Source organism: Hymenobacter sp. UYP22, from assembly GCF_040547285.1.
Classification (GTDB): Bacteria; Bacteroidota; Bacteroidia; order Cytophagales; family Hymenobacteraceae; genus Hymenobacter.
The window spans coordinates 153,842-178,128 of sequence record NZ_JBEPPK010000010.1 but is presented as its reverse complement, the minus strand read 5'-3'; the positions used below and the strand labels follow the sequence as shown (position 1 = coordinate 178,128).

19 protein-coding genes are annotated in these 24,287 nt (G+C 60.6%); 7 read left to right on the top strand and 12 right to left on the bottom strand.

What is annotated here, in order from left to right:
- Positions 1-67: 67 nt before the first annotated feature.
- Both ABIB60_RS15930 and fumC read right to left on the bottom strand, forming a co-directional pair.
- A complete protein-coding gene (locus tag ABIB60_RS15930; protein WP_354581255.1) occupies positions 68-481 on the bottom strand; it encodes a hypothetical protein in 414 nt (137 codons plus the stop codon).
- 87 nt (positions 482-568) lie between these two features.
- Complete coding sequence (gene fumC, locus ABIB60_RS15925) at positions 569-1,975, bottom strand: class II fumarate hydratase (RefSeq protein ID WP_354581253.1); 1,407 nt, start codon at positions 1,973-1,975, stop codon at positions 569-571.
- Between the two features lie 193 nt (positions 1,976-2,168).
- Between fumC and ABIB60_RS15920 the strand changes: the two genes are divergently transcribed.
- Complete coding sequence (locus ABIB60_RS15920) at positions 2,169-2,429, top strand: hypothetical protein (RefSeq protein ID WP_354581252.1); 261 nt, start codon at positions 2,169-2,171, stop codon at positions 2,427-2,429.
- Positions 2,430-2,655: 226 nt separating this feature from the next.
- Here the strand turns inward: ABIB60_RS15920 and ABIB60_RS15915 are convergent, their stop codons facing one another.
- Entirely contained in the window at positions 2,656-4,065 is a 1,410-nt protein-coding gene (locus tag ABIB60_RS15915; RefSeq protein WP_354581251.1) for a TonB family protein, read from the bottom strand.
- Positions 4,052-4,669, bottom strand: coding sequence for an RNA polymerase sigma factor (locus ABIB60_RS15910; RefSeq protein WP_354581249.1), 618 nt, complete (start codon positions 4,667-4,669; stop codon positions 4,052-4,054). The genes ABIB60_RS15915 and ABIB60_RS15910 overlap by 14 nt, the downstream gene beginning before the upstream one ends.
- 212 nt (positions 4,670-4,881) lie before the next feature.
- Here ABIB60_RS15910 and ABIB60_RS15905 point away from each other — a divergent pair, with 212 nt between their 5' ends.
- Positions 4,882-6,810: a vWA domain-containing protein gene (locus ABIB60_RS15905; RefSeq protein WP_354581247.1), complete on the top strand. Its 1,929-nt coding sequence runs from the start codon at positions 4,882-4,884 to the stop codon at positions 6,808-6,810.
- A 491-nt stretch (positions 6,811-7,301) separates the two neighbouring features.
- On the opposite strand, the gene ABIB60_RS15900 is transcribed toward ABIB60_RS15905, so the two are convergent.
- Together ABIB60_RS15900 and ABIB60_RS15895 are read right to left on the bottom strand one after the other, a co-directional pair.
- Complete coding sequence (locus tag ABIB60_RS15900; RefSeq protein ID WP_354581245.1) at positions 7,302-8,081, bottom strand: porin family protein; 780 nt, start codon at positions 8,079-8,081, stop codon at positions 7,302-7,304.
- A gap of 150 nt (positions 8,082-8,231) precedes the next feature.
- Positions 8,232-9,428, bottom strand: coding sequence for a tetratricopeptide repeat protein (locus ABIB60_RS15895; RefSeq protein ID WP_354581244.1), 1,197 nt, complete (start codon positions 9,426-9,428; stop codon positions 8,232-8,234).
- 652 nt (positions 9,429-10,080) lie between these two features.
- Between ABIB60_RS15895 and ABIB60_RS15890 the strand changes: the two genes are divergently transcribed.
- From ABIB60_RS15890 to ABIB60_RS15875, 4 genes are all read left to right on the top strand, one after another.
- Positions 10,081-10,950, top strand: coding sequence for a prephenate dehydratase (locus tag ABIB60_RS15890; protein WP_354581243.1), 870 nt, complete (start codon positions 10,081-10,083; stop codon positions 10,948-10,950).
- A gap of 67 nt (positions 10,951-11,017) precedes the next feature.
- Positions 11,018-12,181 (top strand): pyridoxal phosphate-dependent aminotransferase, encoded by a 1,164-nt coding sequence (locus tag ABIB60_RS15885; protein ID WP_354581241.1) that lies wholly within the window; start codon positions 11,018-11,020, stop codon positions 12,179-12,181.
- A 9-nt stretch (positions 12,182-12,190) separates the two neighbouring features.
- The gene (locus ABIB60_RS15880) at positions 12,191-13,036 is read left to right on the top strand and encodes a prephenate dehydrogenase (protein WP_354581240.1); all 846 of its coding nucleotides are present in this window, start codon (positions 12,191-12,193) and stop codon (positions 13,034-13,036) included.
- A gap of 238 nt (positions 13,037-13,274) precedes the next feature.
- The gene (locus ABIB60_RS15875; RefSeq protein ID WP_354581238.1) at positions 13,275-14,366 is read left to right on the top strand and encodes a chorismate mutase; all 1,092 of its coding nucleotides are present in this window, start codon (positions 13,275-13,277) and stop codon (positions 14,364-14,366) included.
- A 71-nt stretch (positions 14,367-14,437) separates the two neighbouring features.
- Here ABIB60_RS15875 and ABIB60_RS15870 read toward each other — a convergent pair whose 3' ends face one another.
- Positions 14,438-15,244 (bottom strand): tetratricopeptide repeat protein, encoded by an 807-nt coding sequence (locus tag ABIB60_RS15870; protein ID WP_354581237.1) that lies wholly within the window; start codon positions 15,242-15,244, stop codon positions 14,438-14,440.
- 180 nt (positions 15,245-15,424) lie between these two features.
- Between ABIB60_RS15870 and ABIB60_RS15865 the strand changes: the two genes are divergently transcribed.
- Positions 15,425-16,792, top strand: a complete 1,368-nt coding sequence (locus ABIB60_RS15865; protein ID WP_354581235.1) for a lysophospholipid acyltransferase family protein — start codon at positions 15,425-15,427, stop codon at positions 16,790-16,792.
- A gap of 71 nt (positions 16,793-16,863) precedes the next feature.
- Here the strand turns inward: ABIB60_RS15865 and ABIB60_RS15860 are convergent, their stop codons facing one another.
- The 5 genes from ABIB60_RS15860 to ABIB60_RS15840 form a co-directional block, all read right to left on the bottom strand.
- Complete coding sequence (locus tag ABIB60_RS15860; protein ID WP_354581234.1) at positions 16,864-17,499, bottom strand: hypothetical protein; 636 nt, start codon at positions 17,497-17,499, stop codon at positions 16,864-16,866.
- A gap of 4 nt (positions 17,500-17,503) precedes the next feature.
- Positions 17,504-18,328 (bottom strand): metallophosphoesterase family protein, encoded by an 825-nt coding sequence (locus tag ABIB60_RS15855; protein ID WP_354581233.1) that lies wholly within the window; start codon positions 18,326-18,328, stop codon positions 17,504-17,506.
- A gap of 302 nt (positions 18,329-18,630) precedes the next feature.
- Positions 18,631-20,286 carry an FAD-dependent oxidoreductase gene (locus ABIB60_RS15850; RefSeq protein WP_354581232.1) on the bottom strand — a complete coding sequence of 552 codons (1,656 nt, stop codon included), beginning with the start codon at positions 20,284-20,286 and terminating at the stop codon, positions 18,631-18,633.
- 120 nt (positions 20,287-20,406) lie between these two features.
- Complete coding sequence (locus ABIB60_RS15845) at positions 20,407-21,780, bottom strand: sensor histidine kinase (RefSeq protein ID WP_354581230.1); 1,374 nt, start codon at positions 21,778-21,780, stop codon at positions 20,407-20,409.
- A 162-nt stretch (positions 21,781-21,942) separates the two neighbouring features.
- Positions 21,943-24,096 (bottom strand): lectin-like domain-containing protein, encoded by a 2,154-nt coding sequence (locus ABIB60_RS15840; RefSeq protein WP_354581229.1) that lies wholly within the window; start codon positions 24,094-24,096, stop codon positions 21,943-21,945.
- Positions 24,097-24,287 lie beyond the last annotated feature (191 nt).

The following is a 24,287-nucleotide window of genomic DNA, read 5'->3' as shown; positions in this document are numbered from 1 at the left end:
TCCCGGCAACAGCGGGGCCAGCACCGACCACTGCGCCTCGCTCAACACATACTGCGTTTCCATCTCCCTAAATTAACTGTTCACACGCTCTAGTCTTTAGTTCCAGCATTCTGGTGTAGAGCTGAAACCGCCGGGTGTTTACTTCCGTGGTTTCCTCCAGCATGGCCGCCGCCACAAACCCGAAGCAGGCCTGCGGGTCGTGGCGGATAACCTGGGCAATGGTATCGAGCACGGTGGCCCCCAGCTTGCCGGCCGCATGCTGGTGGGTGCGCAGCCGGTAGCGGTTCACGTTATGCACTTTGGCGTAAAAATCTACGGTATACAGATGCTCGTTGTACTGCCGCACCTCCACCAGGTACTTCCGGCGGGACGTATCCGTGTGCAGAAAGAACTTGTAAATCCACTCAACCCGCCAGCTCCCCAGCCCCGACCGGTTCCGGTTGCGCTGCACCAGGCGGTACGGCTGTATAGCATTGAACATAGTAGATAATGCGTAGTGCCTGGTACGTAGGCCGTTCAATATACTGAACAGCCTACGCACCAGGCACTACTAGCCAAGCACTACCGGCTACTTCTTGATTTCGCCCACCATGTCCTCGGGCTTCAGCCACTCGTTGAACTGCTCCTCGGTGAGGTAGCCGAGCTGTAGGGCCGTTTCCTTCAGGGTCGAGCCGTTTTTGTGAGCCGTTTGAGCAATTTCGGCGGCTTTGTAATACCCGATATGGGGGTTGAGGGCCGTTACCAGCATCAACGATGAATCGACGTGCTTCTTGATGTTGGCTTCCAGGGGCTCGATGCCCACGGCGCACTTGTCGTTGAACGACACGCATACGTCGCCGATGAGGCGGGCCGAGTGCAGGAAGTTGTAGATCATGACGGGTTTAAACACGTTCAGCTCAAAGTGCCCATTCATGCCGCCGATGTTGATGGCCACATCGTTGCCCATCACCTGAGCAGCTACCATCGTCATGGCCTCGCACTGGGTGGGGTTCACCTTGCCGGGCATGATGCTGGAGCCGGGCTCGTTGTCGGGAATGTGCAGCTCACCGATGCCAGCGCGCGGGCCCGAAGCCAGTAGGCGGATGTCGTTACCGATTTTCATCAGCGAGGCGGCTACCGTTTTCAGGGCGCCGTGGGCTTCCACAATGGCATCGTGGGCGGCCAGGGCCTCAAACTTGTTTTCGGCGGTGATGAAAGGCAGGCCGGTGAGGTTGGCAATGTGCTTGGCCACGTTTTCGGAGTAGCCGGCGGGCGTGTTGATGCCCGTGCCCACGGCGGTGCCACCCAGGGCCAGCTCCGAGAGGTGCGCCAGCGTGTTCTTGATGGCGCGCAGGCCGTGGTCGAGTTGCGACACGTAGCCCGAGAACTCCTGCCCTACCGTCAGCGGGGTGGCGTCCATGAGGTGGGTGCGGCCGATTTTGACGATGTGCATAAACTGCTCCGACTTGCTTTTGAGCGTGTCACGCAGCTTTTCGATGCCGGGAATGGTGGTTTCGACCAGGATTTTGTAGGCCGCAATGTGCATGGCCGTCGGGAACGTGTCGTTGGAGCTCTGGCTCTTATTCACGTCGTCGTTGGGGGCCAGCACCTTCTTCTCGTCGGCGAGGCTGCCGCCCTGCAGTACATGGCCGCGGTAGGCAACTACCTCGTTCACGTTCATATTGCTCTGGGTGCCCGAGCCGGTCTGCCACACCACCAGCGGAAACTCCTTGTCCAGCTTACCTTCCAGAATTTCATCGCACACGCGGCCAATTAGCTCGGCTTTTTCGGCGGGCAGGATGCCGGCGTCGCGGTTGGTGAGGGCGGCGGCTTTCTTGAGGTAGGCAAAGGCGCGGATGATTTCCTTGGGCATCCGGTTGATGTCCTGGGCAATCTGGAAGTTGTCGATGCTGCGCTGGGTCTGGGCGCCGTAGTAGGCGTCGGCCGGCACCTGCACGGTGCCCATGGTATCTTTCTCGGTGCGGAACTGAGTCATGCTTCTGATGTGGGGTGAGAAGGGAATGAGGTAACGGGCCGCGGCCGGGGCCGCGCGGTAAAAGTACGCAACGCCGCCCCGCCCCCTACCGAAACGCCAAAATTCTGCGCCCCGCAGGCTCGACTATCCGACGGATGGCTGCGTACACCCAGGCAGCCGGCCTTGCCGGTCCCGCACTTTAGCTATTCTCATCATGAAAAAGACCTTCGAAGACGAATCCGACGCCCTGTCTACCTCGCCTGCTACGCCCACCACCAACCAGAGTGCCGCCACCACCCCGCCCTCAGCTCAGGCAACTAGCGGCAGCTCCGATGAAACTCCCGTGCCCGTGGCCGGCAACGGCGCCCCCGATTACAGCCAGGTAGAACTCAACACCCAACCCGACCTCCCCACCCCCGACAAAGCCGGCGGTAGCGCCACCGAGCCCGAAAGCGGCGGCGGTTACAGCGGATAGGAGTGAAATGGTGAGATAGTGAAATGGTGAGTTGTCGTCGAGAGGCGCCGTAGCAACCCGTCCTTTTCACTTGTCAAAAGCCCTGGAATGCAGAAAGCCCCTGATGCCTGGTTCTGGCGTCAGGGGCTTTTGTGTGGGACAAGGTTGGTAACTGCATGAACGGTCAATGCTTGAGCTACGTCTCGCAATGATCATTCGCAAATTCACCACTTCACAATTTCACCGCTTACTGTTCGATTTTGAAGGGGACATTGACGACGACTTTGCGGGCGGTGCGGCGGTTATTCTGCACGGCCGGAAACCAAGTGGGACCCTCCTTAAGGAGCCGCAGGGCCTCCTCGTCGCACTCCGGCGACACGGATTTTACCACTTTAAAGTCGCTGAGTTTACCGTCGGTGCCTACCACGAACTGCACCCGCACGGTGCCTTCGCGGCGGTCCGTGAGGGCTTTTTCGGGGTAGTCGAGGCTATCAGCCAGGTACTGGCGCAGCTTGCCGTAGCCGCCGGCCGGCGTGGCCGAAATGCTAGGCAGCATGGGCGGGGCCTCGCGGCGCACCACCACTACTTCGCTGAGCTGCCGATTATCGGGAGCCAGGGCCAGGGCCAACGTAGAATCGGAGGGGCGCAGAGTGTGTATTTGAGTCACATAGCCGATGGAAATGACGGCCAACTGCTGGGTAGTAGCGGACGTTTTCAGACTAAAAACGCCATCCTTATTTGTTGTAATTCCATGTGATGCTCCAGGAATTGTTACGGTAGCACCCGGCAGCGGCTGGCCCGCATTATCCGTCACGCGGCCCTGAATAGTGCGGGTTGGCTCAGGAGCCGCAGCCGGCGCGGCAGCTGCAACGCTAGCCACCCGCGCCAGTTTGGCTTTTGCTGCCGCTGGTTGCGGCTCCGACGCTACTTCTGCGTTGTCGCCTGCCGGCTCGGCTACTTTCGACGTCATCACTGCGGCCGGCTCCGGGGCTGCGGCAACATCCGCAACGTCAGCCGTCGGGCGGGTACCAGTACCGGCAGCTGCCAGCCCGGTAAGGTCGGCGGGCTGATTTGGTTCCGCTACCGCATCGGCCACCACAACCGGACGACGGAAACGGGTGGCCGGCACCGGCCGCCGCACCGGCGACGCGGGAGTCACGGGCGTTACGGCCGCCACTTCCGGAGCTACTGTGGCAGCGGCTGGTTCGGCCGGGCGCACCGTAACAGTCCCAGGGCTTTCAGGAGCGGTTTCTACTGGGGCAGGTCGGGTAGCCAGCTCAGCCGGGCTATTGAAGCGGCTGACGGCCAGCCATCCTACGATACTTAACGACAGCAACAATACGGCCGCCGCGGCCAGGGGCCGCCATGCCCACATCGGTACTACGATAGGCTCGGGTGCGGTTTCGGAGGTAAGCTCCGCCACGCGGGTGTGCAGGCGTTGGCGCAGTTCCTGCACGCTAGCATCGTGCGCGGCGGCGGGTTGCAGCTCCAGGCCTTCCAGCACGTCGGCGCACACGGCGCAATCCAGGGTGTGGGCTTCTACCCGGTATTCCTCGGCGGGCGGCAGCTCTCCGGCCACGTACCGGCGCAGCAGCTCCACGGGCAGGTGGGCACCGGCCGGGGCAGAAAACGCGGACGTAGAATCAGGGCGAGGCATCGGAGGCGGAGGCTTGCAGGAGGCGGCGCAGGTTGCGCTTGCCGTTCTGGAGGTGACTTTTTACCGCGTTCAGGTCGAAGCCGGTGAGGGCGGCTACTTCGCGGTAGCTTTTCTTTTCAAGATAAAACAGCTCCAAACACTGGCGCTGACCGGGAGGCAGCTCGGCAAGCGTAACTTCCAGCTGTTGCAGGTGCTGCTCGTGCAGCTCGGCTTCGGCGGGGTCGTCGGCGGTTAGATGCCGGGCCGCCACCGATTCCATACCGGCCTCATCAGAAAAATGCACCACCGCCGGCCCCGCCCGCTGCCGGCTACGCAGCACCATAAGGCAGTGGTTGCGGGCGGTGGCGTGCAGCCAGGGCGGAAAATTCTCCACCTCATGCTGGCGCAACTTACTCACCAGCTGCTCGAAGAGCTGCATTACCGCGTCCTGGGCGTCTTCCTCGTCGCGGAGGTAGCGCCGGCAAATGGCCAGCACCGCCGGCATCTGGCGCTCATATAGTACGCCCAAGTCAGCCACGTCGCCCCCGGCATAGTAGCGCCGGAGCAGGTCCTCATCGGACAGCTCGGCGGCGGGCGTGGGGCGGGTAGAACGGCGGAAAAACATGCGGGCCGCAAGCTACGGGATTTGCGGGTTCGTTCGGTTGTTGCTAATGGGCCGACGTTTTTAGCCCGCAGAGGGCGCAGTGTTTTCGCAGTTAAGGCGCAGAGCTGTTGTGAGAATATTTTTTGCGGGGGCGTGTGGAATCCTGAATGAGGCCGCATCTGACAAGCAGAACCTGGCCGGATCTGCTTCTCTCACCGCTATTCTTTCTGCTGATGAAATCCTTCCTGTATGGCTTGCTGGCGGCCAGACTGCTGGCCGCGCCCGGCACCGCCTTGGCCCAGAATACTGCTGCCCAACACCAAGCACCAACCAGCTACCCCGTGCAAGGCCGTGTAATTGAAAAGAGCAATGGCCGGGGTCTGCCCGGAGTTACGGTGCTAGTAAAGGGCACCACCGTAGGAGTGAGCACCAGCCATGATGGTACGTATTCCATTTCTATCCCGAAAGGTGCTGGCACTCTAGTCTTTTCCGCCATCGGCTTCACTACTCAGGAGGTGAAGCTGACGGGGCAGAGCACGGTCAATATTGCTCTGGTATCTGACGCAAAAGTTCTTAGTGAAGTGGTAGTTACTGGTGGCCTGACGGGGCGGGCACGCGGCGTGAGTGTTCGGGGCAAGCACCGCCACGAGCAAGCCGCTCCGACCATTGTTGGCTATAGTGCTTCCGGCCTGAGCACCGCTCCTTACTACTCGCCCAAACCCGAGCCCGGAGCCGGTGAAACTTACGCCCGGGTGCAGGAAAATGGCTTTCAGCAGGTAGCCAAAGAACCGCTGAGCACTTTTAGCATTGATGTGGATGCGGCTAGCTACAGCAACGTGCGCCGCTTTCTGCAGCAGGGCCAGCTGCCCCCGGCCGATGCCGTGCGGGTGGAGGAAATGCTCAACTACTTCCAGTACGACTACCCCCAGCCCGCCACCTCGGCCCCCGAACCCTTCCGCGTCATCACCGAGCAGGCCCAGTGCCCCTGGAACCCCGCGCACCAGATAGTGCAGGTGGCGCTACAAGCCCGCCAGGTAGCCACCGAGAAGCTGCCGCCCGCCAACCTGGTATTCCTGGTCGATGTATCGGGCTCCATGCAGGGTGATGACCGGCTGGGCCTGGTGCAGCAGAGTTTGCGCCTACTCACCAAAGAGCTACGCCCCCAGGATAAAGTGGCGCTGGTGGTATACGCCGGTGCTGCCGGCACGGTGCTGCCGCCCACGGCCGGCTCCGAGCGGGCCACCATTCTGCAGGCCATCGACAACCTTTCGGCGGGGGGCTCCACGGCCGGGGGCGCGGGCCTGCGCCTGGCCTACCAGGTGGCCCGCCAGCACTTCAACAAGGAGGGTAACAACCGGGTAATTCTCTGCACCGACGGCGACTTCAACGTGGGTGAGCAGAGTGACGACGCCATGGAGCGCCTCATTGTGCAGGAGCGGGAAAGCGGGGTATTTCTGACGGTGCTGGGCGTGGGGCAGGGCAACTACCAGGACAAGAAGATGGAGCTGCTGGCCGACAAAGGCAACGGCAACTACGCCTACCTCGATAACCTGGATGAGGCCCGGCGCGTGTTGGTGCAGCAATTCGGCGGCACCTTGTTCACGCTGGCCAAGGACGTGAAGCTGCAGGTAGAATTTAACCCCCAGCGGGTGCGCGAGTACCGCCTGGTAGGCTACGAAAACCGCCTGCTGGCCACCGGGGACTTTAACAATGACCGCAAAGACGCCGGCGAACTGGGCGCGGGTCATACTGTGACGGCCCTGTACGAGGTAGTACCCGTGGGCGCCCCCGGCGCGGTGGATGCCCTGAAATACCAACCCACCAAGCCCACAACGGCCGCGCCTGAGTCGGCAGAGCTGCTCACCGTGAAGTTCCGCTACAAGGAGCCCCAGGGCCAGACCAGCCGCGTGCTAACGGTGCCACTGGCCGGAGCGGCCCAACCCATTGCGGAGGCTAGTGAGAACCTGCGCTTTGCGGCGGCCGTGGCCCAGTTTGGCATGTTGCTGCGCCAGAGCGACTACCGTGGCACGGCCACCTACGAAGCCACCACCCGCCTGGCCGAGGGAGCCCGCCGCTTCGACCCCGACGGCTACCGGGCCGAACTGGTACGGCTGGTGAAGCTGGCTGAAGGCTTGCGGCCCGAAGCTTACGGAGCCCGATAGATACTGGAACTGAAAAAAATTAACCATCAGATTTTCAATATCATGCAACTATTCAGTGGACTTTGTTGCTCCTACTTGTGTCGGTTCAGCACACTACCCAGGTAGGCTGGGCGTTTCGGTCCTGGTTTTCTCTCCGGAGGCGGTCCATCCACACTCACAAGCGGCGGGCGGGGGAGGTTGCAGACTCTGCCGCCACCACGCCGCCGGGCCGCCTTCGGTTTATTATCCCGATACGGGTGTCATATCCCGCTCCCCTACTATTTTCTATCTGAAATGCAAAGGGCCCCGTTGGCTATCAGCGGGGCCCTTTGCATTATGGGCTTTTACGTTTATACTAAGTAGTCAGCCAAAAGTAAACGGCTACAGAGAGAACGTCATGCTGAGCTTGTCGAAGCATCTCTACCGCTTTGTTGAAAAACGCTCGAACGAAGCGGTAGAGATGCTTCGACAAGCTCAGCATGACGGTCATACGGTTACTTATGAACTAGCACTTAGAAGGAGTAGTTGACGGAAGCTTTGATGACGCGGTTCTGAGCGTCGAAGTTGTTGTTTTTATCCAGGGATGAGAGGCCGTAGTCGTAGCCGGCACTCAGGCCCAAGCCGTTCTGGAACTGGTAGCCCAGGCCACCCACTACGCCAAAATCAACGGTGCGCAGCTGGTTTTTCACGTCGAAATCAGTGTTGATGGCGTTGAAACCCAGCGCACCGGCCTGCACGCGGGCCTTACCCGAGAGCAGCACCGAGGCCTGCGGACCGGCATACACGTACAGGCCATCGGTGAGGTAGGCCTTGGCCAGCACCGGAATATCCAGGTAGGCCAGGCGGCCGGTGGCGGTAACCTTGGCGTTCAGGAAATCAAACTGCTTCAGCGGAATACGGCCGGTGAGTACGGTACCCTTTTCGGAGTAGCCAATACCGGGCTCAATAGCGAAGCGTGGTCCCAAGGGCAAAGTGGTATACAGGCCAGCATAGAAACCGGGCTCCATTTCCTGGGTAACGGCCCCGTTGGTGTACTCCGCCAGGTCATTAAAAGTATTCACGGCGTCGCCCGACACATCAGCCACGTTTACGCCGGCCCGCACCCCAAACTTCACGCCGTCGGTGGCCGTGGAGGACGAATAAGAAGGTGCTGGGCGCACCGCGCGGGCCTGGGCCGGGCCCGTATATTTGGGTACGCGGTGGGTTACTACCTGGGCCTCGGCAGCGGTGGAGAAAATAGAAAACAATAGGCTAGCAGCGGCCAGGCGGCCGAAAAGTCGCTTCGTATTCATGGCAGGAAAGGTGTTGGAAGGAGAAGCCGGCCGCCGCGTTTGCGCTGAGTGGGCAGCCAGTTGATGGGTAGTGTTTCAAAACCGTGCCAACTTTTTGCGGGGGTAGGTAGGGCCGCCTGCCAAGCCCGGCCACAACTCAGCTACTACCCCCTACTTCGACTCGGCCAACCCTTTCTCGATGAGTTGCATGGCCGGGTTATCGGGCTTCATCACCGTGGCCAGTTGCTTTCTGGCTTCCAGAAAGTGTGGCCGGGCCTGCTGGGGCCGCTTGAGCTGCATGTTCAGAATGGCCACGTAGAAGTGCAACAGGCCCTGGGGAGCGGCTTCTTTGGGCGCGGTGGGCAGCTGGCTGCTGAAAAAACCCTCGGCCTCCACCCACTGGTTATTGTTCTGGTAGATATCCATGATGTCGCTGAACATCTGGTCGTCGGCCGGATTGAGCTGGTAGAGCTTAGCAGCCCAGCTAGGGGCGTCCGGTGAGTGGGCCGCTACCGCCAGCCGCAGCATCCCCAGCATAGCAGGAGTATCCTGGGGGTTCAGAGCCAAGCTTTGCTGATAGGCGGCTTTGGCTTCGGCCGGTTTCTGCTGCTGCTCTTGCAACATGCCCAGCATGCGGGCGGCATCGGCGCGGCGGCGCGGCTCGTCCACGTACAGGTCGTAGGCAGCTTTGGCGTGGGCAACGCCCTCCGCCGACTTTTTCTGTAGCCAGAGGGCGTAGGCAAGGTTGTAGTGCGAGTTGGGATAATCGGCCTTCAAGGCTACGGACTTCGTAAAGGCCACCGTGGCGGGCGCAAACTGGTCGCGCAGGAGTTGCACATAGCCCACTCCGAAGTAGGAAGTATAGTCGCCGAGGCCGTGGGCGTGGGCCGCGTTGTAGTAGCGCAGCACTAGGTCCTGCTTCTGCTCCTCGGGCTTGTCCTGCTCGCCACACCCGCACGAAAGTACCGCGTACCAATAGTCGCCGAGGCCTTTGCTGAGGGCGTAATTGGTGGGGTGCTTGCGCTGCAGGCGGTTGAGCTCCAGCGGCAGGTTCAGCATATGCATGGAGTAGTCGCCTTCCCGGCCGCGCAGCTTTTCCACAGTTTCGCCGGGAGCCAGGTCGCGCAAGCCAAAGGCCTGATGGCCCATGCTCATGAGGTAGTTTTCCAGCACCAGCTTTTCCTTGGCCAGCAGCAGTTCCGGCTGCAGGTTTTTAGGATCGGCCTTGTCCAGCACTTCAAATGCCGATTCATATTTTTTCTCCTTCGTGAGCTGGGCAGCACGGGCCAGAACTGTTGCTGTGGGAGTTTGGGCCGAGGCTGCCTGGAAGGTCAGCCCTAATGCCGCAACTACACTATAAAAACGCATTATTCAACGAGTTATAATTGTTTTCTGAGCCAGTTGACGTCCGTGCCGGTCCGGCGGGCGCAGCCCGTCGGGCCGTTTTAAGTAAGCTGACGTTGGTATGTCCTCGGTCAGGTGTCAGCACGCGGCAACCGGCCCGACGGGCTACGCCCGCCGGACCGGCACGGACGCCGACGGCCACGGTAGCAGAAAGTTGCCGTTTTTCCCGCTTATTCCGGATACAAACGAACAGTTGTTCAGGCTTTTTTTGCAGTATTTATTTGCAATTGCCACTGACGAGCCCCACCTTGCCGCCAGTAAACCCTCTGACATTCATGGCTCAGCCAACGGCCCGCTTCTTTTTTAGCTATACCTTCTACTACGCCAACGTGTAGTCGAGCGGCCTCCCTGTAGCCTTCCTAACCCGAACTCTTCAGCGCCTCTCGACCAGCTCGGGAGGCGCTTTTTTACGCTCATTCTTCTGCCCCATGGCACCGCAAGCATTCTTTTATTACGGCTTTAGCTACGGCTTCTTTTACCGGAAGCCGCCGGGGCCCGCTTGCCAGTTGTGAAGCACCATACTTCACGCCACCGCAACCCAGGGCCCCACACCGGAGGCCCTTTTTTAGTACCCGACGATCAAACTCACCATTTCACAATTTCACCACTTTGCCGCATGGTTGCCATTCAAGGTTTCGCCGGAAGTTTCCACCAGATAGCCGCCCGCCAGCACTTCGGCGCGGACGTGGCGGTACTACCCTGCGCCACCTTTACCGAGCTGGTGCAGGCCGTGGCCCAGGGCCGGGCCCGCGCCGCCGTCATGGCCATCGAAAACTCCATTGCCGGTAGCATTCTGCCCAACTACACGCTGCTGCGCAAAGCCGGCCTGCGGGTGGTAGGCGAGGTGTACCTGCACATCGGCCAACAGCTGCTGGCTTTGCCCGGGCAGCAGCTGGAAGATATCCGGGAGGTACACTCGCACCCCATGGCCCTGCTGCAATGCGCTGATTACCTGAACCAATTCCCGCACTGGAAGCTGGTAGAAACCGAGGATACGGCCCTGAGCGCCCAGCGCATTCGGGAAGGGCTGCGCACGGGCGTGGCCGCCGTGGCCGGGCACTTGGCCGCTGAGCTGTTCGAGCTGAACGTGCTGGCCGCCGATATCCAGTCGGAGAAGAACAACTACACCCGGTTTCTGGTGGTGGCCCGCCCCGATGATGCCCAGCCGGTGGAGCAGCCTACCAAAGCCTCTCTCTACTTCGAAGCCCCGCACACCACCGGCAGTCTGGCCCGCATCCTGACGGCCGTGGCCGAGCGGGGCGTGAACCTGAGCAAGCTGCAGTCGTGCCCCCAGCCGGGCCGCACCTGGCACTACTTCTTCCACGCCGATTTGGAGTTTGACGCTCCAACTCAGCTGGACGAAACCCTGGCCGCCCTAGCTCCCCTCACTGAAAATCTGCAACTGCTGGGAGCTTATGCTAAAGGGCTGGATGACAGCAAAAACCTGCATTCGGAGCCGGCGAAGAAGCTGCTCACGCTTGCCTAATTAAACAATCAGCTGTTTGTCACAACAAGGTCCTCAACCAACTACTACCAACCATCAGCTTACCCTCATGCAAGTTGCCAGCCGCCTTCAGCATATTCAGGAATACTACTTCTCCCAGAAGCTGCGGGAAATTGACGGCATGAATAAAGCCGGCGCGCAGGTGATTAACCTCGGCATCGGCAGCCCCGATATGCCTCCGCACCCCCGGGTTATTGCCGCCCTCACCCGCGCCGCCGAGCAGCCCAACACCCACGCCTATCAGGGCTACAAGGGCGTGCCGGCGCTACGCCAGGCCATGGCCGACTGGTACCAGCGGCAGTACGGCGTGGGCTTGGACCCCGACACGGAAATCTTACCACTGCTGGGCTCCAAGGAAGGCATCATCCACATCAGTATGACGCTGCTGGAGGCCGGTGACGAGGTGCTGATTCCGAACCCCGGCTACCCGGCCTACCGCGCCGCCGCCCACCTCAGCGGCGCCACGCCCATCGACTACGACCTGACCCCCGAAACCAACTGGCTGCCCAACCTGGAAGCCCTGGCCCGGCGCGACCTGAGCCGGGTGAAGCTGATGTGGGTGAACTACCCGCATATGCCCACCGGCACGCCTCCGCCGGCTGGCTTTTTCGAGCGGCTGGTGGCGTTTGCCCGGGCCCACGACATTCTGCTGGTGCACGACAACCCCTACAGCTTCATCCTGAACCAGACCCAGCCCCAGAGTCTGTTGGCGGTGCCGGGGGCGCGGGAAGTGGCCCTGGAGTTGAACTCTCTGAGTAAGTCGCACAACATGGCGGGCTGGCGCGTGGGTTTGCTGGCCGGCCGGGCCGATGTACTACAGGATGTGCTTCGCTTCAAGAGCAACCTCGACTCGGGGATGTTCCTGCCGGTGCAGCTGGCCGCCGTGGAAGCCCTGAACCTGGACAACAACTGGTACGAGGAGCTGAACGCCCACTACCGCGCCCGGCGGGAGCTGGTGTTCGAGCTGCTGCACCTGCTGGGCTGCTCCTTCAATGCCAACCAGGTAGGCCTGTTTGTGTGGGCGCAGGTGCCGGCCACGTATGCGGACGGCTACGCCCTCAGCGACGCTATTCTGCAGCAAGCCCGGGTGTTTCTGACGCCGGGCGGCATTTTCGGCAGCAATGGCAACGGCTTCATCCGCATCAGTCTGTGCCAGTCCACCGAGGTATTGCAACAGGCACTGGTGCGGGTACGGGAGGCGCTATCTAACTAATTCATTATCATGGTTGTTACCATCATCGGAATAGGCTTGATTGGCGGCTCCCTGGCCCTCAGTCTCAAGGAAACCGCCCTGGCTCACCATATCATTGGGGTAGACCGAAGCCCCGAGCACCTGCGCGAAGCCGTAGCCATCGGCCTCATTGATGAGCCCACCCACGACTTGGCCGAGGCCGTGCGCCGCGCCGACCTGGTAGTAGTGGCGGTGCCCATGGACGCCATGCTTACGGTGCTGCCCCAGGTGCTGGACGCGGCCACCGAGCGGCAAACGGTTATCGACGTAGGCTCCACCAAAGCCCAGCTGCTGAGTACGGTGGAGCATCACCCGCAACGCAGCCGCTTCGTGGCCGTGCACCCGATGGCGGGTACCGAGTACTCCGGGCCTTCGGCGGCGCTACCAAGCCTGTTCCGGGATAAAACGCTGGTTATCTGTGATGCCGCAAGTAGCGCCCCGGATGCTGTGGCCCGGGTGGAGGCCGTGTTTGGGCGGCTGGCTATGCGGCTGGTGTACATGGATGGCACTGCCCACGACCTGCACACGGCCTACATTTCGCACATTTCGCACATCACCTCCTTTGCCCTGGCCCTCACGGTGCTGGAAAAGGAAAAGGAAGACGAGCAGATTTTTGCCCTGGCCAGTGGTGGTTTTGAATCGACGGTGCGCCTGGCCAAAAGCTCGCCCGATATGTGGGTGCCCATCTTCCGCCAAAACCGGGAAAACGTGCTGGATGTATTGGATGAGCACATTCACCAGCTTCAGCACCTGCGCCAGCTGTTGAATCAGGAAGACTACCCCGCTGTTTATCAGCAGATCCAGCAGGCCAACCTCATCAAGAAAATTCTGAAGTAAGCTGTTGTAGACACGAGTAGAACGTCATGCTGAGCTTGTCGAAGCATCTCTACCGCTTCGCCCTCATGTCAGGATTTACCACTGCGGTAGAGATGCTTCGACAAGCTCAGCATGACGGTAATTTGAAAACATCAGCACGCGAGGTTCCTCGGACACTGGCTTGATGCTCCACATGCTCGGAATGACGCCCCTACTTCATCAACAGTCCCTCCCCGTAAAACATACAACCTACCATACCATGAGTCAGTCGCTTACCTCTGAGCAACCCGTTGCCACCTCGTTGCTGAAGAAAAAACCGCTCATCATTTCCGGGCCCTGCTCCGCCGAAACCGAGGAGCAGCTCATTGCTACCTGCACCCAGCTGGCCGCTACCGGCAAGGTGGATATGCTGCGGGCCGGCATCTGGAAGCCCCGCACCAAGCCGGGCATGTTCGAGGGCATCGGTACCAAGGGTCTGCCCTGGCTGCAGAAAGCCAAGCAGCTCACCGGCCTGCCTACCACCGTGGAAGTGGCCACGCCCAAGCATGTGGAGGACGCGCTGGCCTTCGATGTGGACGTGCTCTGGATTGGGGCCCGCACCACGGTAAACCCCTTCTCGGTGCAGGCCCTAGCCGATGCGCTGCGGGGCGTGGATATTCCGGTGCTCATCAAAAACCCCGTGCACCCCGACCTGGAGCTGTGGCTGGGGGCGGTGGAGCGCCTGGCGAAAGTGGGCGTGAAGGATTTGGGCCTGATTCACCGGGGCTTCGCCAGCTACGGCAACACTGAGTTCCGCAACGCGCCCATGTGGCACCTGCCCATTGAAATGAAGCGCCGTTTGCCGGAGCTGCCCATCATCTGCGACCCAAGCCACATCTGCGGCAACCGCACCGGCCTGGCTGCCGTGGCCCAAAAAAGCATCGACCTGGATTTTGACGGGCTGATGCTGGAGTCGCACATTGACCCGGATAATGCCTGGAGCGACGCCAAGCAGCAGGTGACGCCCCAGCGCCTGGCCGAACTACTCGACGGCCTCATCTGGCGCCACGAAACCACCGACCAGCAGGAGTTCCTGAACAAGCTGGCCCAGATGCGCGAGCAAATCAACCAGCTCGACGACGAGATTCTGCACCTGCTGGGCCGCCGCATGCAGGTAGCCGAAAACATTGGCACCTACAAAAAGGAAAACAACATCACCATTCTGCAAGCCAGCCGCTGGAACGAAATCCTGGAGCGCGGCATCCAGAAAGGCCACAAGCTGGGCCTCACCGAAGACTTCATCATGAAATACTTCGACGCGGTACACCTGGAATCCATCAACCGCCAAAACCGCGTGATGAACCAGAAGTAGGCGGTTCCCAGAAGAACGTCATGCTTCGGCTTCGCTCAGCATGACGTTCTTCTGGGAATCACCCCAACCACCTATTTCCTCATTCGCTCCTCAATCTGGCTGAGCAGGAAAGCGGCGTCTTCCTTGTGCGGGTCGTCGGGGAATAGCTCGATGGCGCGGCGGGCGTGCTCCTGGGCTTTTTGGAACTGCTTGAGCTCCAAGAGCACAAAAGCCAGGTTGAGGTGGGCCGTGGCGTAGGTGGGCCGCAGTTGCAAGGTGCGTTCAAATGGGGCCAGGCTCTCCTGAAACTGGCCCAGCCGCTGGTAGGCGTAGCCCAAGGCGAAGTAGGAAAGATAGTCGCCCTGGCCGTGGGCGTGGGCCTCCTGGTACTGGGCAATGGTGCGCCGGAACACCTCATCCTCGCCCAGCGCCTGCTCGGCGCAGTCGCACTGCTGCACGGTAAAGTAATAGTCGCCAAGGGCCCGGCTGATTTTGTAGTTATCGGGGAAGCGGGTTTGCAGGCGCTCCAGCACTTTGCGCACCGGGAAGGCATAGCGTACGGAGTCGGTACCCAACTGGCGGATACTATCCAGGCTCAGGTCCAGTAGCTTGAGGTTGCGGAAGGCGAAGCGCCGCAGGTTTTCGGTGTTGGCGTAGTAGTTCAGGGCCACATCCGTTTTTTCCAGCACCACGGCCGGCACGGCATTGGTAGGGTCCGTAACGCTGAGCAGCTGCCAGGCGGCTTCGTAGCGGCGCTCCAGCACCAGCTGCCGGGCCTGGCGCAGGGCAGTGGCCTCGGCCGCTGCCCTGCGCCAGGCCGTAGTTTGGGCACGGGCCGGGTTAGGCAACAGCCACGAGCCGGTATACAGCAAAAGAAACAGGGAAAATAGGCGCGCCATCAGAAACCAAAGATGCGGGTTTTTACTGGCTGGGACTACGCTGCTGAAAAGTCTGAATCCGGTAAGTTCTGGTTGGCCGCTTCCGCCGGAAAATATGCAGGTTGCTGCCCCAACCCGTTCCCGCAACTCGGGAGCCACGGTTGAGTATAATCCATCCTCCTCTCACCCTTTCCCACGGGTATGCTTTTTTACACGGTTATGAAGCCCCTGGTGCAGGTGGCGTTGCGCGTTTTTTTCCGGAAGCTGGAAGTCCGGCACCCTGAGCGGCTGCAGGAGCCGGGCCCGCTACTAATTTGCAGCAACCACCCCAATACCCTCATGGACCCGCTGGTAGCGGCCGTGAACCGCCGCCAGCCCATTGCGTTTCTGGCCAAAAGCACCTTCTTCAAAAATCCGATTCTGCGGGCTATTATGGAGTCGGGCAATTCCATTCCCATTTACCGGCGCCAGGATGTGGACTCGGGGGCCGAGGCCCTGACCACAGCTCAGCTGGAAGCGCAGAACGAGAAAGCCTTTGGGCGCTGCTACGACTACTTTGACAAGGGCGGCACCATCATGATTTTCCCGGAGGGCACCAGCGTGCAGGAGCGGCGGCTACGGCCCCTCAAAACCGGGGCAGCCCGCATTGCCCTGGGGGCCGAGGCCCGCCACGATTTCCGCCTGGGCTTGCGCATTCTGCCCATGGGCATCAACTACTTCGACCCCAGCCGGTTTCGCTCCGATGTGTTTGTGGATGTGGCCGAACCCATTGCCGTGGCCACCTACGCCGAGCAGTACCGCCAGGACCCCGAAGCTGCCGCCGATGCCTTAACGGACGAAATCCGCCGCCGCATGGAGCAGCGCTTGGTCATCACGCGCACCGATGAGGAAGATGAATTGGTAACGCAGGTGGAGCGCACCTTCGGCCAGCACCTCATCCAGGACGACGAGGAAACCCTCTACGACAATTTCCAGCTGAGCCGGGTGCTGCTGAAAGCCGTGCGCTATTTCGAGCAGCTCGACGCCGGCCGCCTGGGCGACGCGCGCGAGAAGCTGCAGGCCTACCACGAGGAGCTCCATAACCTGCGCCTCACCGATGATGCCCTGGAAGCCCGCGGCCCCGCTGGCGGGCGCCTACGTCGGGCCGTAACAGCTGGCATTCGGTTAGCAGCAGGCGCTCCTGTTTACCTGTATGGCCTCATCAACAACTACTTACCTTACAAGCTACCCTCCCTGGTAGCCCGGAGTGCAACCCAGGATGTAGTATTTGTAGCACCCATTATGCTGGTGGTGGGCATGATAACCTTCACCGCATTTTACCTGGGCCAGACGGCGCTGGTGCATTACTTTACCGGCAACTGGCTGTGGGCATTGCTCTACTTTATCAGTTTGCCCCTTAGTGGGTTTTACGCCTTAAGCTACGCCGGCAACCTACGCAGCCGCCTGCGCCGCCTGCGGGTGCTGCGCCTGTTCCGCCAGCAGCAGCCCCGCATGGAAGCCCTGTTACGCCAACGCACCGAGCTGATCCGGTTACTGCGGGAAGCCCGCACGGCTTATCTGGCCAAGTAGTTGTTAGTTGCTGGTTGTTAGTTTTAGTTGTCGACAAAAAACCAGCAACTGACAACCAGTAACTGACAACACTAAATGTCCAGCTTCAGCCCCAGGCTCAGCGTCAGAATATCGGCGGGGGAAAGGCCCTTCATGTTCTGCACGTAGCTGATAAGGTATAAATCATTGGAGCCCAGCTCGTAATAGGCCGAGAGGTTACGGGTACGCCCGGTGGCGGTGGCTGGCAGGGCGTAGCTTAGGCGGCTGCCCAGCAGGGGCCCCACCCGCTTGTTGGTGGAAAACCAGTAGTAGCCTTTGTAGTATTGGCCGGGCTTCTCGTCGTTGATGTTGCCGTGGGTGTAGCTGAAATATCCCCCCACCGACAATGGCTTGATAGAAACCCGCTGGCTTAGTGGTAGCGTCCAGGGTGAGTACAGGAGCTTGGCTGAGAATATCGACAGCGTGGAGCCGCCGTACTTTTGCGGTACAAATCCGGCCAGCACATCTACATCCAGGCGGTGCTTAATAGAGTAGCCGACTCCGGCGGCCACCATGCCCAACCCGCCACCGGTTTGCAGCACCACGTGGCGCGGGCGGTACCAGGGCAGGCGGGCAGGCGGTGGGGTGCTGGATGCAGGTGCCGTTGAGGTAGTATCGGTGGTTTGGCCGGCGGCAGGCGCCGCGGCCAAGGAGGCCAGCAGCGCAGCGAGCGTAAAATACTGTTGCATAGCCCTAAAACGTTACCTCCTTCACCCGAAACTCCTTATCGCCCCAGACGGTAACCACCATGTAGCGACGCCGCTCAAACCCGTGGGAGTTCACGTAGGTAATGCCATCCTCCTCGGGTACCGATATGCCGCCCCCGTGGCGGTGGCCGTTCATTTCCATTACCAGGCGTGGGTCGGAGCGTAGGGCCTGCAGGTAGGGCTGCCGCACCGCCGGATCAAAGTCCGCATCCTGTGGGGGCACATGCGACACGATAACGTGACGGCGCACGGAGTTGTCACTCAATTCCTTATTTACCCAAGGCACGTCCGGAATGCGGCCGTTGAAGTTATACTCGCGGCCGTTGGTATCGGTGAGCACAAACTTGGTGTCGCCGTACACGAACGAGTAGTTCAGGGGGCCGAATATTTCCTGGTAGGCGGCGCGGCCGTTGCCCACTTGGTCGTGGTTGCCGATTACCGTGAGGTAGGGCATCCGCAGCCCGCGCAACTGATCATCAACCCAGCGCATTTCGCGGCCCAGCCCGAAGTCAGAAATATCACCGGCCACCAGCACAAACTGAATACCCGGCTGCTGATTCACACTTTTTACCAGCTCCTCGGCTTCATCGTAGAAGCGCTGGGAGTCGCCGGTGAATACAAACCGCAACGTATCACCGGCGGGCACGGTGGTTTGGGCCAAGCGGGCCAGGTTTTTGGCCGTCAGGTCTTGCTGGCTTTTCGGGGAGCGGGACTCGTTGGGGCTGAATTCCAGCATTTCGCAGCCAGCCAGCAACCAGGAGGCTGCTACGGGTAGCAAGGCCCGCAGGGTAGTAGGTAAAAAAGAGCGCATATGCCTCGGCACTATAGTCAACAACTGGCCCATCCGGCGGGATAGGCCCGGCGCTATATACTAGCCAGGTAGGCGGATAGTTTGCGTGTGCCGCAACACTACCGACTTGGTTGAGGACGTTTGTGCCGGGGAGTTTCCGTGGTAAACACGCTTTAAAAGGTAGCAGCCCCTAAAATTGATTTCCGCAACTGCCCCCAGAAAGTGGAGCGTTTCCGAGGAAAAAAGTTTGAGTTGTAAGCTCAACGCTACGGCGCAGGCACTGGCCCCGCAGCGGCGGGCAGCAAAAGCCAGGGGCCAGCTGCCTACTCATCCAGATACTGATGCACGAATTTGATGGCCATGCTGCCCTCCCCCACCGCTGAGGCCACGCGCGCCATAGCACCGGCCCTGCTGTCGCCGGCAGCGAAGATGCCGGGCACGCAGGTTTCCAGCAAGTAGGGCTCCCGGCGCGGATGCTGCCAGGACGTGGCGTAGCGCGGGTCCGTTACCAGGTCGCGGCCGGTCAGCACAAAGCCCTTGGCGTCACATACTACCGTATCGCACACCCACTCGGTGCTGGGTCGGGCCCCGATGAACACGAACAAGGCCCGGGCCGGCCGCCGCTCCAACTGGCCCTGCCGGCGCACCACCACTTCCTCCAGGTGGTCCTGGCCGCATACTTCGGCTACTTCCGTAAACGGCATCAGCTCAATGTTCTCCGTCTGCCCAATTTGCTCAATCAGGTAGGCCGACATGCTGGCGGCCAGACTTTCGCCCCGAATAAGAATGAACACGCGCCGGGCGTAGGCCGCCAAATACATAGCCGCCTGCCCCGCCGAGTTGCCCCCACCCGCAATGTATACGTCCTGCTGCTGGCAGGAGCGGGCCTCGGTGCGGGCCGCGCCGTAGTACACGCCGGCCCCGCTCAGGCGGTCAATGCCAGGCACCTCCAGGGTACGGTAGCTCACGCCCGTAGTTAGAATAACGGCCCGAGTTTTTACCTCACTACCATCGGTCAGGGTCAGCACTTTATAGCCGTCCTGCACACAGAGTTTGGTTACTTCCTGAGGGGCCAAAATTTCGGCACCCAGACGCACGGCCTGCGTCCAGGCGCGGTGGGCCAGCTCGCTGCCACTCAGGCCGGTAGGAAAACCCAGGTAGTTTTCGATGCGGGAGCTGGTGCCGGCCTGTCCGCCGGGTGTTTGGCGCTCAATCACCAAGGTTTTCAGACCTTCCGAAGCTCCGTACACTCCAGCCGCCAGCCCGGCCGGACCGCCTCCAATCACCACCACATCATACAGCTCCTGCGAAGCCTGCACCAGCAGGCCAATACGCGTAGCCACCTCCGTTGGCGAAGGGTTGGTCAGCACGGTTCCATCTTCCAGCACCACTACCGGTAGTTGGTGGGCCGTGAGGTTTTTACGGGCCACAATGCCTTGGGCCTCGGCATCGGTTTCAAAGTCCAGCCACTGATACCCTATCATGTAGCCCGCCAGAAAATCCTTCAACTCGTGGGAGCGGGGCGACCATTGAAACCCGATAAGGCGCACACCCCGGTAGGGCGGCTTGTAGGCCGCTTCCCAGGCCGTTAGCAAATCGTGGAGGGTGGGGTAGAGCAGCTGCTGGGGCGGGTCCCAGGGCTTCATGAGGTAGTGGTCGAGGCGGGCGGAATTGATGGCCCGAATGGCCGCCTCCGTATCGGCGTAGGCCGTGAGCAGCACCCGCTTGGCATCCGGAAACAACTCCTGGGTGCGGGCCAGCACTTCTACGCCCTCCAGGTCGGGCATGCGCTGGTCGGCCAGCACCAGGGCCAGCGGCTCCTCCCGCTCGTGCAGCTCCCGCACAATGCTTAGGGCCTCCTGCCCCGAGCCGGCGCGCACCACCCGGTACTGGCGCCGGAACTCCTGGCGCAGGTCCCGGTCAATGGCATTGAGCACTTGGGGGTCGTCATCTACGCAGAGCAGAACCGGCTTTTTCATAGGGTGGTGAAATGGTGAAGTGGTGATTTTATGTTTTGGTGCTACTGCTGGCGCGGTTTGGGCAATTCTGTTCTGACAAGCGGTAAACTCACCATTTCACAAATTCACCACTTCACCATTTCACCGCACCGGCAGCCACACGCCAAACTCGGTGCGCCCGGGCTCCGAGTTTACCTCTAGCCGGCCGCCGTGCTGCTCCACAATACGCAGGGCAATATCGAGGCCCAGGCCAGTACCCTCGCCGGCCGGCTTGGTGGTGAAGAAGGGTTCGAGGATGCGCGGCAGTACTTCCGGCGGAATACCGGGGCCGTTGTCGATGATGAACACCCGCACAAACTCGTCTTCGTGGCGGGTGCGCAGGGTAATTTCGCCACCGTTGGGCAGGGCATCAATGGCATTATCCAACAGGTTGGTCCACACCTGGTTGAGGCTGCTTACCTGTCCTTGCACCTTCGGCAGCGCCGGCGCCAAGTCGCGCACCACCCGAATGTTGTGCTGACGCAGGGGGTAGCTGAGCATGTTCAGGGTACTTTCCAAACCAGCTTCCACATCCAGCAGGGCGAAGTCCTGGCCCCGGTCCATGTGGCTGTAGGTTTTCACGTTGGTAACCAAGGTAGTAATGCGTGAGCCGGCTTCCTGCACATCCTGCACCAGGTGTAGGGCCGTCAGCTGCCCTTCCAGCCAGGCCAGGGCGGCGGGCCGGGCGGCGGGGGCCCAGGCAGCCAAGGCCGGCTCCAGCTGAGCCAGGGAAAGGCCGCCATCCAGCAGCCCGGCCGCCAACTGGTAGCCATCCGACACACCCTGCTCCTCCAGCCATTCGGCCAGTTCATCCTCCGCATCGGCACGGTCCAGGGCCGAGGTAAACGCCACCGGGGTAATGGCGGCTGCTAGTTGCACCAAGTGGGCCAGGGCCTCGGGGCTGGGGCAGTGCTGCACCAGCTGCTGTAGCTGAGTGGGCCGGGCCTGCAGGTTGCGGCTCAACCCCTCGGCGGCCCGCATGATGGCGGCGGCGGGGTTGTTAAGCTCGTGCGCCAGCCCGGCCGAAAGCTTACCCAGGGCCCGCAGCTTATCGTCGCGCTCCTGGGCCCGGGCTTCTGAGCGGGCCCGGTCGCTCATCAGGCTTACCAGGCGCTGCACCAGCTCCGGGCTTACTTGTTCCAGCTCCGGAAACTTGCTGCGGTGCAGCAAATACAGCCAGGTTTCGCCCACGGCCACGCTTTCCCCCCGAATGATGCGCAGGCGCGAATACGGCAGCACCCCGCTTACATGCCCCGCCTCTACCCGAAAGGCTGGCTCTCGGTTGCCGTTGTGCAGCACGTAAAACTGCATGCCACCTGCCAGCACGGCCATCATGTACTCGGCCTCATCACCGGCTCGGGACACTACTTCCCCGGGTTCAAAGCACCGCTGCTCGCCCTGGGCCAGTAGCCACTCCAGGGTTTCCGGGGGCAGTCCGGCGAAGGTGGCAATACGGGTTAAATCAGGGGCGGGCATGGGGCAGATGCTTAACTGACAAGTAGAGGGCACCACCGACTCAAGGCCGCTGGTTGCGAAGTCAAGTTACTTTTTCTCTTTTCTTCGGGACCGGTGCCGCCCTAATCCAATAACAGCCAGCCCCGACAAAAGGCTGGCTGTTGTTGGATTAAGCCCTCAAGCCTACTGCCGAATTGCTTTCACAGTATAGACCTGCTGCCCCTGAACAATGCGTACTACATACAAGCCGGCTGGCCAACTGGCCGCCTGCGGCACCCGCAGCGTAGTGCTACCCGCGGGTAACTGAATCTGCTGGGTTAGCTGACGCTGACCGGTTGCCGTTAAAACCTCCAGGAAGGCCGGGCCCGCCACAGTGGCCGGCAAGTGCAAGGTAAGCTCCGTGCTGAACGGCGTGGGCAAGGCTAGCATGGTACCGTTGTGGGCACGCACAGCTACAACCTGCACCGCCGAGAGTTGAGCTTGTCCGTTCGCATCTACCTGACGCAAGCGGTAGTACACCACGGCCGAAGCGTAGCGGGCCAAGCTGGCATCCGTGAACTGATACTCGTGGGGCTGGGAACTGGTACCGGCTCCGGGTGTCTTGGTCAGGTCGAAAAACGTTTGCCCATCGGTGCTGGCTTCCACCACGAAATACGCATTGTTTAACTCCGAGGCCGTTACCCACGTCAGTAGGCCCTTACCACCTACATTGCGCGCCCTGAACGACACCAGCTCCACCGGCAGCGGCGTTACTATAGCCGCGTCCCGGTAATCCGGAATGGTATTGTTGTTCCGGTCGGGGTAGCTGGTTACATCGGCGTAGCCTTTACCCAAGTTGGAGGCATCCAGCAAATCTACGAGTCCATCCCCATCCGTGTCGCGGTAGTACGTGCTGCTGTTGTCCAGGAAGTTCGGAATACCGTTGGCGTTGCTGTCGTCCAGCCAGTCGCGGGAGCCGTTATTGTTGGCATCGGTGGCAGGGTAAAACGTGCTATTGCCACCGGCCGCTACAAAGGCGGCGGCGCGAGTCACCAGGTCGTCGGAGGAGTAGCCGCTGTTGTTGTCATCAAACGCCTCCATCCAGTCGGGCACGGCGTCGTTGTCGGCATTGGTATCCAGGTAATCCGGTTTGCCGTCGCCATCGGTATCTGGCAGCGTGGTAGAGGAACTGGTATTTTGGGGGCGACCCTGGGCATCAACGGCGGGGGTATACTGCCCGTTGGCCGCGCTATACATGGCCCGGAAGCCGCTGCTCATCTTGCCGTCCGTGCCTTCCACCACATCCGGGATACCATCAGCATCCGAGTCCAGGTCAAACTGATTGATGATACCATCCCCATCAGCATCCAGACTACTAACCACGCCCTTGGCGTTGAGCGTACCAAAGTCCGCATCCAGGTAGTTCAGCACCCCGTCGGCGTCCGCGTCGCCGGTAGCATCTACGTTACCCGATTCTGCGGTATCGGCAATACCGTCGTTGTCGTCGTCGGCATCCTGGGTGTCGGTCAGCCCGTCGGTATCTTGGTCGTAGTCAAATGCCAGGCTGCAGGCCTCCATCTTGTTGAACGCCCCGCCGGTTGAGGCAGTGAAACCCCAGTACGCCAAGGGGTTATTGCTAAATATTGTACTAACGAAGTCCTCGGAGTAGGTAGCCCGCAGCGCATTGTTAAAATACACCTGCAAGGTTTTGGTCTTCACATTCCAGGTTACTCGTACCGGGTAGTAGCTCCCATTTTCAATGTTGAGGGCGGCCCCATTGCCATCTACCGCCGCCGGAATAGCCCGGGCTGAACCACCCGTCGGCGTGGTAAACGTGACGGGGTTGCCAAAGTCGCCGTTCCTGACAATAGAAATATGGTCGGCACCTATGTCGCCAATACCAGTGCCATTGTCATACGTATCAAACTCCACAACAACCGAGGGCGAAATGGCCGCCATGCCCATGTTCTGGCCGCCGCCACCCAGGGCGGAGGTGCCCACGTTACTGCGCTGCAGCGCAAACACCATTCCGTCGCCCCCACCACCGTCCAGGGTGCCGAGATACACCGAAAAGTTGAACACGAACGATTTAGCCAGTGAAACCTGCTGCAGCCGCCACACCGAGCCCGAGGTCTGGCCCGTTTCCGGCGTCAGGGTAAACCCGTTGGTGCAAGTAGTGCTGGCCGCCGCCACCCCGTTGGTTTTGTACAGGCCCTGGGCCGCCGCCGCATACGGCGCTACCGCTGAAGAGCCGGCAACTAGGCCCGCCAGCAACAACAAACGGCGGGACCAAGAAGAAAAAGCTACGGCGGGCTGCCCACTGGCTAGGCAGAGTAAGGTGTGTTCAGGAGAGTGCATGGCAACAGGTTGAATATCAGCTAACAGCCCAAAGGCTAGAAAGCAAACAATAGGAGCACAAAAGTATCAACGATATATATGTATAAACACCAATAGCCGATAAGTACAACTTCGTATGCTGTTGCCTAAAATATCTAGTATTCACTATTCGTGGAATAAAGCCCTCCTTTGTATCTGAATTACCGCAATTG

Coding starts and splice junctions, on each gene's coding strand:
- ABIB60_RS15920 (WP_354581252.1), top strand. CDS start 2,169: ATGAAAAAGACCTTCGAAGACGAATCCGACGCCCTGTCTACCTCGCCT.
- ABIB60_RS15915 (WP_354581251.1), bottom strand. CDS start 4,065: ATGCCTCGCCCTGATTCTACGTCCGCGTTTTCTGCCCCGGCCGGTGCC.
- ABIB60_RS15880 (WP_354581240.1), top strand. CDS start 12,191: ATGGTTGTTACCATCATCGGAATAGGCTTGATTGGCGGCTCCCTGGCC.
- ABIB60_RS15905 (WP_354581247.1), top strand. CDS start 4,882: ATGAAATCCTTCCTGTATGGCTTGCTGGCGGCCAGACTGCTGGCCGCG.
- ABIB60_RS15845 (WP_354581230.1), bottom strand. CDS start 21,780: ATGCCCGCCCCTGATTTAACCCGTATTGCCACCTTCGCCGGACTGCCC.
- ABIB60_RS15910 (WP_354581249.1), bottom strand. CDS start 4,669: ATGTTTTTCCGCCGTTCTACCCGCCCCACGCCCGCCGCCGAGCTGTCC.
- ABIB60_RS15890 (WP_354581243.1), top strand. CDS start 10,081: ATGGTTGCCATTCAAGGTTTCGCCGGAAGTTTCCACCAGATAGCCGCC.
- ABIB60_RS15895 (WP_354581244.1), bottom strand. CDS start 9,428: ATGCGTTTTTATAGTGTAGTTGCGGCATTAGGGCTGACCTTCCAGGCA.
- ABIB60_RS15840 (WP_354581229.1), bottom strand. CDS start 24,096: ATGCACTCTCCTGAACACACCTTACTCTGCCTAGCCAGTGGGCAGCCC.
- ABIB60_RS15850 (WP_354581232.1), bottom strand. CDS start 20,286: ATGAAAAAGCCGGTTCTGCTCTGCGTAGATGACGACCCCCAAGTGCTC.
- ABIB60_RS15865 (WP_354581235.1), top strand. CDS start 15,425: ATGCTTTTTTACACGGTTATGAAGCCCCTGGTGCAGGTGGCGTTGCGC.
- ABIB60_RS15930 (WP_354581255.1), bottom strand. CDS start 481: ATGTTCAATGCTATACAGCCGTACCGCCTGGTGCAGCGCAACCGGAAC.
- ABIB60_RS15900 (WP_354581245.1), bottom strand. CDS start 8,081: ATGAATACGAAGCGACTTTTCGGCCGCCTGGCCGCTGCTAGCCTATTG.
- fumC (WP_354581253.1), bottom strand. CDS start 1,975: ATGACTCAGTTCCGCACCGAGAAAGATACCATGGGCACCGTGCAGGTG.
- ABIB60_RS15855 (WP_354581233.1), bottom strand. CDS start 18,328: ATGCGCTCTTTTTTACCTACTACCCTGCGGGCCTTGCTACCCGTAGCA.
- ABIB60_RS15885 (WP_354581241.1), top strand. CDS start 11,018: ATGCAAGTTGCCAGCCGCCTTCAGCATATTCAGGAATACTACTTCTCC.
- ABIB60_RS15870 (WP_354581237.1), bottom strand. CDS start 15,244: ATGGCGCGCCTATTTTCCCTGTTTCTTTTGCTGTATACCGGCTCGTGG.
- ABIB60_RS15875 (WP_354581238.1), top strand. CDS start 13,275: ATGAGTCAGTCGCTTACCTCTGAGCAACCCGTTGCCACCTCGTTGCTG.
- ABIB60_RS15860 (WP_354581234.1), bottom strand. CDS start 17,499: ATGCAACAGTATTTTACGCTCGCTGCGCTGCTGGCCTCCTTGGCCGCG.